Origin of the sequence: Methylorubrum sp. B1-46, from assembly GCF_021117295.1 — a bacterium.
Taxonomy (GTDB): domain Bacteria; phylum Pseudomonadota; class Alphaproteobacteria; order Rhizobiales; family Beijerinckiaceae; genus Methylobacterium.
This window is the reverse complement of sequence record NZ_CP088247.1, coordinates 4,447,683-4,459,663: the sequence shown is the minus strand read 5'-3', so window position 1 is coordinate 4,459,663 and position 11,981 is coordinate 4,447,683. Positions and strand designations below refer to the sequence as shown.

Sequence of the window (11,981 nt, the reverse complement as noted above, 5' to 3'; positions counted from 1 at the left end):
GCGCCCGTGCTCAGAGCCCCGCAGCATCATGCGGGAGACGGCGATGAACTCGGTCAAGGAACGTCTGGAAGCGCTCGGCCTGAAACTGCCGAAGGCGGCGGCGCCGGTCGCGAACTACGTGCCGTATGTCCGCACCGGCAACCTCGTCGTCATCTCCGGCCAGATCTGCTTCGGGCCGGACGGCACGCTCGATCCCGCCCACAAGGGCAAGCTCGGCGCCGAGGTCTCGGCCGAGCAGGGGATCGCGGCGGCCCGGCTCTGCGGGCTCAACGTGCTGGCCCAGCTCCAGGCGGCGGTGGGCGATCTCGACCACGGCGTCGTGCAATGCGTGCGCCTCGGCGGCTTCATCAACGCCGTGCCGAGCTTCGCCGGCCTCGCCCCGATCATGAACGGCGCCTCGGACCTGATGGTCGAAATTTTGGGCGATCGCGGCCGTCATGCCCGCGCGACGGTGGGCGTGGCCGAACTGCCCCTCGACGCGGCGGTCGAAGTCGAGGCGATGTTCGAGGTCGCGTGAGCGAGACCCTGGATCGGGCGCCGGACTGGCTTACCGCCCGTCCGATCGCCCATCGCGGCCTGCACGACCGCGCGAACAGCATCCCCGAGAACACCCTGGCCGCGGCCGAGGCGGCGGTCGCGGGCGGCTACGCCATCGAGTGCGACGTGCAGCTCAGCGCCGACGGCGAGGCGATGGTGTTCCACGACGAGGCGCTGAGGCGCCTCACCGCGGCCTCCGAGCGGGTGGAAGCCCGTATGGCCGCCGACCTCGGCCGGCTGAGCGTGGCCGGGACGGAGGAGCGCATCCCGACCCTGACGGAATTCCTGGCGCGGGTCGCGGGCCGCGTGCCCGTGGTCGTCGAGATCAAGTCCCGCTTCGACGGCGACCGGCGCCTGACCCGCCGCACCGCCGAAATCGTCGCAGGCCTCGACGCGCCGGTGGCGCTGAAATCCTTCGATCCCGGCATCGTCGCCACGCTCGCCGAGATCGCGCCGGACCGGCCCCGCGGCATCGTCGCCGAGGCGAGCCAGGACGATCCGCATTACGCCCTGCTGGCGCCCTCGGTGCGGGCCGAGTTGTCGGGCCTGCTCCACCTGCATGTGAGCCGGCCGCACTTCCTGTCCTGGCGCGTCGGCGACCTGCCGGGCCCCGTCCCCTATCTCTGCCGCCGGCTCGGGCAGATGCCGGTGATGACCTGGACGGTCCGCACCGAGGCGCAGCGGGCGCTGGCCCAGGAGCACGCCGATCAGATGGTCTTCGAAGGCTTCCGCCCGTAACGGGTTTCGAAAGGACAAGTCCTCTCGCGGGTGCAGGGCAGAGCCCTGCTTCATGCTCAGGCCGCGCGAACCGTGTCGAGGAACCGTGAGACCTCCGCCGAGAGATGCTCGGACTGGCGCGACAGCTCGGTCGCCGAGGCCAGCACCTGGGCGGCCGCCGCGCCGGTCTCCTCGGCCGCGCCCGCCACGCCGGCGATGGTGCGGGTGACGGATTCCGTCCCGCCCGCCGCCTGGGCGACGTTGCGCACGATCTCCTGGGTCGCCGCCCCCTGCTCCTCGACCGCCGCGGCGATGCCGGTGGCCACGCCGCTGATCTCGCGGATGCGCCCGGCAATGCTGTCGATGGCGCCGACCGCCTGCCCCGTCGCGCCCTGGATGCGCCCGATCTGCGCGGTGATCTCTTCCGTGGCCCGTGCGGTCTGGTTGGCGAGTTCCTTCACCTCCGCCGCGACGACGGCGAAGCCGCGGCCCGCCTCGCCGGCGCGCGCCGCCTCGATCGTGGCGTTCAGCGCGAGCAAGTTGGTCTGGCCGGCGATGGTCGAGATCATCGCCACCACGTCGCCGATCCGCGCGGCGGCCTCGGAGAGATCGCGCACGAGCGCCGCCGTCTGGCCGGCCTCGGCGACGGCCGCCTGCGCCAGGGAAGCCGAGCCGTCGACCTGCCGGCCGATCTCCTGCACCGAGGCGCCGAGCTCCTCGGCCGCCGCAGCCACCGTGCCGACATTGGAGGCGGCCTCCTCGGCGGAGGCGGCCACCGTACCGGACTGGCCGGCGGTCTGGCTGGCATTGGCGGTCAATTGCTGCGCGGTGGCCTGCAACTCGGTCGCGGCGGCGGTCACGCCGTTGACGATGCCGCCGACCGCGCGCTGGAAATCGTCGGCGAGCGCGCGGGCGGCGGCCCGGCGCTGCGCCTCGGCGCCGGCGCGGGCGGCCTGCGTCTCAGCCTCTAGGGCGCGGGTGCGGATCAGGTTGTCCTTGAACACCTGCACCGCCGCGGCCATGGCGCCGATCTCGTCGCCGCGCCCGCGCCCCGGCACGGCGACCCCGGCATCGCCGCCCGCGAGCGCGCCCATCGCCCCAGTCATCCGCGTGATCGGCCGCGAGATCCCGAACCAGCCGAACAGGGCGGCGGCAAGCGCCGAGAGCAGGGTGACGGCCATGGCGATCCAGGCGGTCGTGGCGGCGGAGGCCGCGCTGCCGACGGCGCCCTCGACGCTGTGCTTGGCGCCCCGCTTGTTGAGGGCGAGGTTCTCCTGCAGCGTCTTGGTCGCGGCCTGGGCGAGGCCCAGGGCCTCGGGCCCGGTGAGGAGGGCGAGCGCCTCGCTCTGGCGCCCCTCCCGCATCAGGGCGACGATCGCCTCGATGCGCCCCGTATAGGTCGCCCAGGTCGCGGAGAAGCGCTCGTACAGCGCCCGCTCCTCGGGAGAGGCGATCATCGGCTCGTAGGCCCGCCGCAGGGCGTCGAGGGCGGCCTGGCTCGCGCGCACGCTCTTCTCGTTCTCCTCGCGCAAAGCGGCGGTCGGCGAGGCGGCGACGTAGCGGTAGGTCTTCACCCGCTCGTCCCGGGTCGCGGTGCTGATGTCACCGAGCAATCCCACCGAAGGCAGCCAATTGTCGGCGATGTCGCGGACTTCGTGGTCGATGGCCGAAAGTTTGACGATGCTGAGACCGCCCTGAACCGCAGCAACCACGGCCAAGAGGCTGAACGAGCCCGCCAGGGCCACCTTGAGGGAGACGCGCATGCTGGATCCGGTAGGGTATGGAAACGCTCGGTTCCGCCACCCTGCCCCGGAATACTTAAGGTTCTCTCGATTTCTGCAAGAAAATGCACATCCCCACGCCATCGAGCGCCGCCCCACCGGAGGCGCGGTGGCGCAGCCGGCCGGCCGCGAACACCCGCCGCCAGGGGAGGCGGAGGGCGGATCGCGGATCGCCGGCTACCGGCGGCCCTCCGGCCGCTCCGATGAACTCGCCTTCTCTGTCGTCGCCTCGGGCTGGCCCAGAAACTCGGCCAAGTAGCCCTTCCACAGGCTCGCGAAGCGCAGCGACTGGTGGCCGTGGGTTTCGGGCGAGGTCGGCACCAGCACGAAGCGGCCGTCCTTCACCCGCGCCATCGCCGCGTTCATCACGTCGAGCTGCGGCGGGTTCAGCTCGTCGTCGGCGAAATTCACCGCGAGCACCTTGGCGGCGATCTTTTCGAGGTCCGGCGAGGGGTCGTAATCGTAGGAGGAATCGAACCAATACAGCCAGTCGTTGGCGTCGGCCTTGTTCTCGTAGCCGGCGATCATCTTGTCGTAGGCCTTGTCGGCCGCCGCGCGGGTCGGCGCCTGCTTCTGCAGGCCGAGCACGCTCTCGGTCATGATGTTGAAGATCGGCAGGATGCGCTCGAAGTTGCGCGGCTGCTCGGTGTACGCGCCGCCCTTCCAGCCGGGATCGGTGCGGATGCCCTCGATCAGGAGGCGCCGCCACAGGGCGTTGCGCCCGCTCACCGGGATCGGCTGGCTCGCCACCGCCATCAGCAGGTCCATGCTGCCGGGATAGCGCTCACCCCACATCCAGGCCTGCATCCCGCCCATGGAGGTGCCGAGCACGAGGCGCAGGTGCTTGACCCCGAGCGCTTCGGTCACGACCCGGTGCTGGCCCTCCACGACGTCACCGTAGCCGTAGCGGGGGAAGCGCGCCTTGAGACCGTCGGAGGGCTTCGAGGAGCCGCCGCGGCCGAGCCCGTCGGGCAGGATCACGTACCAGCGCCGCGCATCGAGCGGCGCCCCCTCGCCGAACAGCTCCGGCCCGAGGGTGGGGATCAGGAAGCTCTTTCCGGTGCCGGTGGTGCCGTGCAGGACGAGCACGGCGTTGTCGATCTCGCCGTCGGCGCCGCGATGCGGCGTGCCCAGGGTGGTGTAGTGCAGCTTGACCCGATCCAGGCTCTCGCCGCTGGCGAATTTGAAGTTCTCGGCGACGAAATCGCCCTCCTGCTGACCCGGATAGGCGACGGCCGGCGCGGCGAGGGCCGGGGCCGGCGCGAGGCCGGCGGCGAGCGGGGTCAGCGCCAGCGCCGTGACCAAGAGAACCGCGCGAAGCGAAGGTATCCGCGCACCCATCAAGCGTTCTCCTCGACCCATCCGAACGAGCGTTCCACCGCTCTTCCCCATCCGGTGAAGAGTGCCCGGCGCTCCTCCACCTCGATACGCGGATGCCAGCGTTTGTCCACGGCCCAGTTATCGCGAAGATCTTCGAGTGTTTTCCAAAAACCGGTGGCCAATCCCGCGGCGTAGGCGGCTCCCAGCGCCGTCGTCTCCGACACCTTCGGGCGCAGGGTCGGCCGGTCGAGGATGTCGGCCTGGAACTGCATCAGCAGGTCGTTGACGGTCATGCCGCCGTCGCAGCGCAGTTCGGCGATCGGACAGCCGGAATCGCGCTCCATCGCCTCCAGCACCTCGCGGGTCTGGTAGGCGGTGGCCTCCAGGCAGGCGCGGGCGATGTGGCCCTTGTTGGCGTAGCGGGTCAGGCCGATAATGAGGCCGCGGGCATCGTCCCGCCAATGCGGGGCGTAGAGCCCAGAAAACGCCGGCACCACGTAGACGCCGCCATTGTCCTCGACGCTGCGGGCGAGCCCCTCGATCTCGCCCGAGGCGCCGATCAGCCCGAGATTGTCGCGCAGCCACTGCACCAGGGCGCCGGTGATGGCGATGGAGCCCTCCAGCGCGTAGGCCGGCGGGTGGCCGTCGATCCTGTAGGCCACGGTGGTGACGAGGCCGGCGGTGGAGGCGACGGGCTCAGGGCCGGTGTTCATCAGCGCGAAGCAGCCGGTGCCGTAGGTGTTCTTGGCCTCGCCCGCCGAGAAGCAGGTCTGCCCGAACAGGGCCGCCTGCTGATCGCCGAGAATGCCGCCGACCGGCACGCCGGGGAACGGCGCGCGCGTCTCGCCGCAGACCCCGCCCGAGGAGACGATGGTCGGCAGCACCGCCCGCGGGATGCGGAACACGCCAAGCATGGCGTCATCCCACTCCAGCGACTCCAGCGACATCAATTGCGTGCGGCTGGCATTGGTCACGTCGGTGACGTGCAGGCCGCCGTCCGGGCCGCCGGTAAGGTTCCAGACGAGCCAGGAATCGATCGTGCCGAACAGGGCGGTACCGTCCTCGGCGAGCGCCCGCGCGCCCTCGACATGGTCGAGCAGCCACGCGAGCTTGGAGGCCGAGAAGTAGCTCGCCAGCGGCAGGCCGGTGACGGCGCGGAAGCGGTCGCGCCCGCCGTCGCGGGCAAGCGCGGCGACGTGCCGGTCGGTGCGGGTGTCCTGCCAAACGAGGGCGTGGTGCAGCGGCTCGCCGGTGCGGCGGTCCCACAGGAGCGCCGTCTCGCGCTGGTTGGTGATGCCGATGGCGGCGAGATCCCGCGGCTCCAGCCCGGCCCGGGCCAGGCCCTCGCGCATCACCGCGTGAGTATTGCGCCAGATCTCGCGCGGGTCGTGCTCAACCCAGCCGGGACGGGGAAAGATCTGCTCGTGCTCGCGCTGGGCCTGCGCCAGGATGGTGCCCCGGCGGTCGAACACGATGAAGCGCGTGCTCGTGGTGCCCTGGTCGATCGCCCCGACCGCGTCCGGCATGGCCACTCTCCCGGCGTTCCTCGCGTCCGGGATTCTTCGTGTCCCGGCGCGAGGTCGATCCTACACGAGCCGGCGCGCGCCGGAACCGGTCGTACCAAATCCGGCTGATCCCTTCGGGATGGCGGATTTGGACTTCGCTCAAGCGCCGCGCGGGCTTGCTGATCCGATCCCCGCTTGAAGCAAGCGGAGACCGTATCAGCCGGCTTGTCGGTCCCCTTGCGCGCGCTCCAATTGGGCCGGGGTGTCCTTCGCCCCCATCTGGCGGGCCATGTCGGCAGCGCTCATCCCCGAGGCGTCGCGCTTGGCCGGATCGGCCCCGTGGGCGAGCAGCAGATCGACGATGTCCGTGCGGTCGAACATCGCCGCCACCATCAGCGCGGTGCGAGTGCCGTCGCCGGCCCCATCGACCTGCGCGCCGTGCTCCAAGAGCAGCCGCACGATCTCGGAATCGCCCTTGAACGCGGCACCGGCGAGCGGGGTCTGGCCGCGGTCGTTGGCGAGTTCGGGATCGCCCCCGGCCTCCAGGATGACCTGGGTCGCCGCCGCCTGCCCGTTATAGGCGGCGAGCATCAGCAGGCTGTCGCCCTTGTCGTTGCGCAGGTTGGCCGGCAGTCCCTGGCCGAACAACTCGGCCAGTTCCTCCGCATGGCCCATCCGGGCGTACTGGAAGACGCGGGCGGCGAAGGCGAGGGTCTCGTCGTCGAGGGCGGGGGGCGCGGCGTTCGGATCGGCCTGCATCGGGATCTTTTCGAGGCTTCGTGGCGGGATCGGCTCCTTGCATGTGGCGTTTGCGCGGGCTTCGTCCAGCCTGAAGGGCTCAGGCGGCCTGCGGCACCGCGGGCGGGTTCAAACCCCCGTATCGCCGGTCGCGGGCGGAAAAGTCCGCCACCGCGGCGGCGAGGTCGGCGGCGCCGAAATCGGGCCACATCCGCTCGGTGAAGTGCAGTTCCGCGTAAGCCGCCTCCCAGAGCAGGAAGTCGGAGAGCCGCTTCTCGCCGCCCGTCCGGATCAGAAGATCGACATCCCCGTCCGCCCCCAGGGCCTCGCTCAGGCCGTCGCGGCTTAGGCCCTCCGTCCCGAGCCGGGCGGCGGCAGCGAGGATCGCGTCGCGCGAGGAGTAATCGACGGCGATGCGCAGGTGCAGCCGGTCACTCGCGGCGGTCGCGGCCTCGGCCCGCTCGATCGCCTCAGGGATGCCAGCCGGCAGGCGGTCGCGGCGGCCGATCACCGACAGCCGGGTGCCGCTGCGGGCTAGCCGGTCGGTCTCGCCGCGCAGATAGGCCCGCAACAGGCGCATCAGCCCGCCGACCTCCTCGGCCGGTCGGCGCCAGTTGTCGCTGGAGAAGGCGTAGAGCGTCAGCGTGCCGATGCCGAGGGCGGGGGCGGCCTCCGCTACCCGCTGGATCGTCTTGACGCCGGCCCGGTGGCCCGCGCTCCGGGGCAGGCCGCGGGCGCTCGCCCAGCGGCCGTTGCCGTCCATGATGATCGCCGCGTGCAGACCGGATCTGCGATCGAGAGGGCTTTGCATCGTAAAGTCTCCGGGCAGCCTTCGGGACGGGTGGAAGAGGCGGCGTTCGACGGGATTGTGCGAGAAGGGACGTCAGACCGGTTCGGCGAGGCCGGAACGGTCATGGCCCGTCGGCCGGTCTTCGGTCGACGGGGATCGGCCAGCTGCGTTTTGTGGCCTGCCGGCGGCGCTTTGTGGCCTGCCGGCGGCTTGAGCCGCGTCGCGCACCACCTGCTCCAGCACCCCGAGATAGTCGAGGAAGCGGGTGCGCCCGGAGGGCGTCAGGCGGCAGAGAGTCTGCGGCCGGTTCTGGTCGTAGCCCTTCTCCAGGCTGACGAGGTCGGCCTCCTGCAGCACGGCGAGGTGGCGGCTGAGATTGCCGTCGGTGAGCCCGCACAGGCGTTTCAGATCGGGGAAGGCGAGGCCGCGGGGATGCGAGACCAGGGAGGTCAGCACCGAGAGCCGCGCCCGCTCGTGGATGATCCGGTCGAGCCCCTCATAGGAGAAGCGGGCGTCGGAGCGATCAGAGGTCGGCATCGGCGTCTCCGTCGGCGGATCCGTCAGCTTGGCCCGAATGGCGGTGGATGATGGCGGCGAGGAGCCCCTGGCCCACCGCGAAGGGCACGCCCATCAGCCAGGGTGAGAGGTGGCGCGTCTCGCTGGTGAGCGCCAGGACGGTGAGGCCGGCGAGCAGGTACCACGCGCCCGCCAGCGGCACGGTGCGGGGCAGGATGCGGGCGGAGGCGAACAGGCCGAGCCCGACCAACACCTGCCACAGGCCCGGCAGCATCCAGAGCTGGTCCGGCGCGAAGCGGGCGAAGACGAGCCCCAGACACAGCCCGGCTCCGCCCGCGGGCAAAAACCCTTCGATGGCGTTGAACACCATCGCGTCGGCGAGCCCCGAATGGACCCGGCGCGAGCGGCGCACCGCCTCGAACCCGATCAGGGCGCAGGCGGTGACGGCGGCGGCGATCCAGAGCCCGAAGAAGACGACCGGCCGCGCGGTCGGATCGTCGAGCAGCCAGTCCTGGGCGCCCGCGACGACGAGGGCGAGAACGCCGGTCGCGGCCAGCGTCGCCGCGCCGAGGCCGCGGAACGCCGTATCCCGTGCGATCTGCATCCGGATCGCGACGATGTCGGCCAGGGCCTTGTCGAGGTCGCCGTGGGTGTCACGCATGGGGGTCGCCTTCCGGCATCGGGGCGCGCTTTGCATTGCAAAGTACACGCGGACGCAGAGCCGTCAAGCCGCATTCGTCCGGACGAACGAGACGCAGCCGTGACGGCCTGCAAACCGGGACAATCTTGGTCCATTCGGACTCTTCCGGAGACCGCCCGGCGGGCCCATATTGCCGCCATGCCCGCACCCAAGACTCCGCGCGTGAGCCCGGCCCAAGCGCCCGCCAAGGCGACGGCCAAAACACCGGCCAAGGCGACCTCGAAGACGGCGGCGAAGGCCGACAAGCCCGCGCTGATGCCGCTCGACGAGCATCTCGCCGCGCTGCTCAACCCGGCCCTCAACCGCAATCGCCCGAAAGCGGTCGAGCCGGTGCCCCAGCCCGAGCCTGCCCGGAAGGGGCGCGGCCGGAAGACCGAGGCAGGCGAGGCGAAAGCGTATAAAAAAATCGCGCAGGACGGCTTCGCCGAGGCGCCGCAGGCGGGCTTCGCCATCGGCGATGCGGCCGACGTCGATCCGCGTCTGGCCCAGGCGCTCGGCCTCGTTCCGCCCGATGACGGCCCGGCGCCCGAAGCTGGGCCCGAGGCGGACGCGCCCTCGCTCGCGACAGAGGGCGTCTCGGCCACGGTCGAAGCGCTGGAACGGCTGCTCACCGAAGGCAATCCGCTGTTCAAGAACGGCGAGGCCTGGGTGCCGCACCGGCCCGAGCGGCCGGCCAAGTCGGAGGGCGGCTACAAGTTCACGCTGAAATCCGAATTCACGCCGGCCGGCGACCAGCCCAGGGCCATTGCCGAACTGGTGGCAGGCGTCAAAACCGCCGAGCGCGATCAGGTGCTGCTCGGCGTCACGGGTTCGGGAAAGACCTTCACGATGGCCAAGGTCATCGAGGAGACGCAGCGCCCGGCCCTGATCCTGGCGCCGAACAAGACGCTCGCCGCGCAGCTCTACGGCGAGTTCAAGAGCTTCTTTCCCGACAACGCGGTCGAGTATTTCGTCTCGTACTACGACTACTACCAGCCCGAGGCCTACGTGCCGCGGTCCGACACGTTCATCGAGAAGGAATCCTCGATCAACGAGCAGATCGACCGGATGCGCCACTCGGCGACCCGCGCCCTGCTGGAGCGGGACGACGTCATCATCGTCGCCTCGGTGTCGTGCATCTACGGTATCGGTTCGGTCGAGACCTACACGGCGATGTCATTCACCGTCTCGCTCGGCGAGCGGATCGAGCAGCGCCAGCTCATCGCCGACCTCGTGGCACTGCAGTACAAGCGCATCCAGTCGGACTTCGCCCGCGGCACGTTCCGCGTGCGCGGCGATGTGATCGAACTCTGGCCGGCCCACTTGGAGGATCGCGGCTGGCGCATCGGCCTGTTCGGCGACGAGGTGGAATCGATCGTCGAGTTCGACCCGCTGACCGGCAAGAAGCTCAACGAGCTGAAGTTCGTCAAAGTCTACGCGAACTCGCACTACGTCACGCCGCGCCCCACCCTCCAGCAGGCGATCAAGGGCATCAAGACCGAGCTGAAGCAGCGCGTCGAGGAGCTGACCCGGATGGGGCGCCTGATCGAGGCGCAGAGGCTGGAGCAGCGCTGCACCTTCGACATCGAGATGATCGAGGCGACGGGGGCCTGCAACGGCATCGAGAATTACTCGCGCTACCTGACGGGGCGTAAGCCTGGCGAGCCGCCGCCGACCCTGTTCGAGTACCTGCCCGACAACGCCCTCGTCTTCACCGACGAGAGCCACGTCACCGTGCCGCAGATCGGCGGCATGTATCGCGGCGACTTCCGCCGCAAGGCGACGCTGGCCGAGTACGGCTTCCGCCTGCCCTCCTGCCTCGACAATCGCCCCTTGCGGTTCGAGGAATGGGACGCGATGCGCCCGCAATCGATCCACGTCTCGGCCACCCCGGCCAAGTGGGAGATGGAGCGCACGGCCGGCGTCTTCGCCGAGCAGGTGATCCGCCCCACCGGCCTCGTCGATCCGGTGATCGAGATCCGCCCCGCCCGCTCCCAGGTGGACGATCTTTTGGGCGAAGTCCGCGCGGTGGCTCAGGCGGGTTATCGCACGCTCGTCACCACGCTCACCAAGCGCATGGCCGAGGATCTGACCGAGTACCTGCACGAGAACTCGGTGCGGGTGCGCTACATGCACTCCGACATCGACACCCTGGAGCGGATCGAGATTATTCGCGACTTGAGGTTGGGTGCCTTCGATGTTCTCATCGGCATCAACCTCTTGCGCGAGGGCCTCGACATCCCCGAATGCGCGCTGGTGGCCATCCTCGATGCCGACAAGGAAGGGTTTCTGCGCTCCGAGACCTCCCTGATCCAGACCATCGGCCGCGCGGCGCGCAACGCGGATGCCCGCTGCATCCTCTACGCGGACAACATCACCGGCTCGATGGAGCGGGCGATGGCCGAGACCGAGCGCCGCCGCACCAAGCAGCTCGCCTACAACGAAGAGCACGGCATCACGCCGCAATCGGTCAAGCGTGGCATCAGCGACATCCTCGAGAGCGTGTACGAGCGCGACCATGTCCGCGTCGACACGGGGCTCGCTAAGGACGCGATCACCGTCGGCCACAACCTCAAGGCCGTCATGGCCGATCTCGAGAAGCGGATGCGTGCGGCCGCCGCCGATCTCGACTTCGAGGAGGCGGCGCGGCTGCGCGACGAGCTCAAGCGTCTCCAGGCGACCGAGCTGATGGTCTCCGACGATCCGATGGCGCGGCAGAGCGATGTGGAGCGCGAGGCCGGACGCTACGGGCAGAAGGGCAGCCGGATCGCGAAGCCGACCCTCGACAATATGGGGCCGGGCACCGACCGCGAATTGCCGGCCGGGGCCGTTCCCTGGCAGGAGCGGCCGAAGGCGCGCTCGACGCAAGGGTTGGGCGGCCAGAAACCGCGCTACAAGGGCGGCGGCGGGCGCAAGCGCGGCTGAGGCCGCCGCGCCGAGCCTCGAAGAGCGAAGCATTCGATCACGGAACCTTGGCCATCGGTCGGGATTGGCCTTTCAGATCCCTGCAACCGCCGGGCGATCTCGCCGTCGGCCCGGCCGGCGGCGAGAAGCGTCGAAAGGAGCCGACCAATGCGATCCTCCTCCCTCAACCGGGCTGCTCTGGGCGCCCTCTTCGGCAGCCTGATCCTGTCCACGTCAGCTCTGGCACAGAGCGTGGCCAACCCCAACGACCAGCCCACCGCCGGCACCCTGCCCTCCGGCACCGACACGGTGCGCGGCAACGCCCGATCCGCCGAGCGGCCGACCGGCGAGGTCTCGGCCCCGAGCGCGATCCGCTCCTCGACCTCGGTGATGCCCGAGGGCCGGAGCAGCGGGAAGAGCGTGCGCACCAATCCGACCGATCACCTCTCGAAGCCGTTTCGGACAAGCTACGAGAACTGATCCGCAACCCCATC

Annotated in this window: 11 protein-coding genes; 4 read left to right on the top strand and 7 right to left on the bottom strand. The window is 70.3% G+C overall.

Translation table 11 applies throughout. The features are described 5' to 3' along the window. Nucleotides 1–43 precede the first annotated feature (43 nt). Nucleotides 44–517 carry a RidA family protein gene (locus LPC10_RS20765; RefSeq protein WP_231344146.1) on the top strand — a complete coding sequence of 158 codons (474 nt, stop codon included), beginning with the start codon at nt 44–46 and terminating at the stop codon, nt 515–517. Further along, nucleotides 514–1,275: a glycerophosphodiester phosphodiesterase family protein gene (locus LPC10_RS20760; RefSeq protein WP_231344145.1), complete on the top strand. Its 762-nt coding sequence runs from the start codon at nt 514–516 to the stop codon at nt 1,273–1,275. The genes LPC10_RS20765 and LPC10_RS20760 overlap by 4 nt, the downstream gene beginning before the upstream one ends. Nucleotides 1,276–1,331: 56 nt before the next feature. On the opposite strand, the gene LPC10_RS20755 is transcribed toward LPC10_RS20760, so the two are convergent. From LPC10_RS20755 to LPC10_RS20725, 7 genes are all read right to left on the bottom strand, one after another. Continuing rightward, nucleotides 1,332–3,017 carry a methyl-accepting chemotaxis protein gene (locus LPC10_RS20755; RefSeq protein ID WP_231344144.1) on the bottom strand — a complete coding sequence of 562 codons (1,686 nt, stop codon included), beginning with the start codon at nt 3,015–3,017 and terminating at the stop codon, nt 1,332–1,334. A 195-nt stretch (nt 3,018–3,212) separates the two neighbouring features. Beyond that, nucleotides 3,213–4,376 carry an alpha/beta fold hydrolase gene (locus tag LPC10_RS20750; protein WP_231344143.1) on the bottom strand — a complete coding sequence of 388 codons (1,164 nt, stop codon included), beginning with the start codon at nt 4,374–4,376 and terminating at the stop codon, nt 3,213–3,215. Next, a complete protein-coding gene (gene glpK / locus LPC10_RS20745) occupies nt 4,376–5,881 on the bottom strand; it encodes a glycerol kinase GlpK (RefSeq protein WP_231344142.1) in 1,506 nt (501 codons plus the stop codon). The genes LPC10_RS20750 and glpK overlap by 1 nt, the downstream gene beginning before the upstream one ends. A 195-nt stretch (nt 5,882–6,076) precedes the next feature. Next, a complete protein-coding gene (locus LPC10_RS20740) occupies nt 6,077–6,619 on the bottom strand; it encodes an ankyrin repeat domain-containing protein (RefSeq protein WP_231344141.1) in 543 nt (180 codons plus the stop codon). Between the two features lie 79 nt (nt 6,620–6,698). Then, a complete protein-coding gene (locus LPC10_RS20735; RefSeq protein WP_231344139.1) occupies nt 6,699–7,409 on the bottom strand; it encodes a di-trans,poly-cis-decaprenylcistransferase in 711 nt (236 codons plus the stop codon). A gap of 72 nt (nt 7,410–7,481) precedes the next feature. Then, nucleotides 7,482–7,925 (bottom strand): transcriptional regulator, encoded by a 444-nt coding sequence (locus LPC10_RS20730; RefSeq protein ID WP_231344138.1) that lies wholly within the window; start codon nt 7,923–7,925, stop codon nt 7,482–7,484. Beyond that, complete coding sequence (locus tag LPC10_RS20725; RefSeq protein WP_231344136.1) at nt 7,912–8,565, bottom strand: hypothetical protein; 654 nt, start codon at nt 8,563–8,565, stop codon at nt 7,912–7,914. Before LPC10_RS20725 ends, LPC10_RS20730 begins: the two co-directional genes overlap by 14 nt. A 177-nt stretch (nt 8,566–8,742) precedes the next feature. Here LPC10_RS20725 and uvrB point away from each other — a divergent pair, with 177 nt between their 5' ends. Both uvrB and LPC10_RS20715 read left to right on the top strand, forming a co-directional pair. Further along, entirely contained in the window at nt 8,743–11,508 is a 2,766-nt protein-coding gene (uvrB, locus tag LPC10_RS20720) for an excinuclease ABC subunit UvrB (protein ID WP_231344135.1), read from the top strand. A gap of 147 nt (nt 11,509–11,655) precedes the next feature. Continuing rightward, nucleotides 11,656–11,967, top strand: a complete 312-nt coding sequence (locus LPC10_RS20715; RefSeq protein ID WP_231344134.1) for a hypothetical protein — start codon at nt 11,656–11,658, stop codon at nt 11,965–11,967. Nucleotides 11,968–11,981: the final 14 nt, after the last annotated feature.

Bases quoted from the DNA above. Each gene is read 5' to 3' on its own strand.
- LPC10_RS20765 (WP_231344146.1), top strand. From the start codon at position 44: ATGAACTCGGTCAAGGAACGTCTGGAAGCGCTCGGCCTGAAACTGCCG.
- LPC10_RS20755 (WP_231344144.1), bottom strand. From the start codon at position 3,017: ATGCGCGTCTCCCTCAAGGTGGCCCTGGCGGGCTCGTTCAGCCTCTTG.
- LPC10_RS20750 (WP_231344143.1), bottom strand. From the start codon at position 4,376: ATGGGTGCGCGGATACCTTCGCTTCGCGCGGTTCTCTTGGTCACGGCG.
- glpK (WP_231344142.1), bottom strand. From the start codon at position 5,881: ATGCCGGACGCGGTCGGGGCGATCGACCAGGGCACCACGAGCACGCGC.
- LPC10_RS20740 (WP_231344141.1), bottom strand. From the start codon at position 6,619: ATGCAGGCCGATCCGAACGCCGCGCCCCCCGCCCTCGACGACGAGACC.
- LPC10_RS20735 (WP_231344139.1), bottom strand. From the start codon at position 7,409: ATGCAAAGCCCTCTCGATCGCAGATCCGGTCTGCACGCGGCGATCATC.
- LPC10_RS20730 (WP_231344138.1), bottom strand. From the start codon at position 7,925: ATGCCGACCTCTGATCGCTCCGACGCCCGCTTCTCCTATGAGGGGCTC.
- LPC10_RS20725 (WP_231344136.1), bottom strand. From the start codon at position 8,565: ATGCGTGACACCCACGGCGACCTCGACAAGGCCCTGGCCGACATCGTC.
- uvrB (WP_231344135.1), top strand. From the start codon at position 8,743: ATGCCCGCACCCAAGACTCCGCGCGTGAGCCCGGCCCAAGCGCCCGCC.
- LPC10_RS20715 (WP_231344134.1), top strand. From the start codon at position 11,656: ATGCGATCCTCCTCCCTCAACCGGGCTGCTCTGGGCGCCCTCTTCGGC.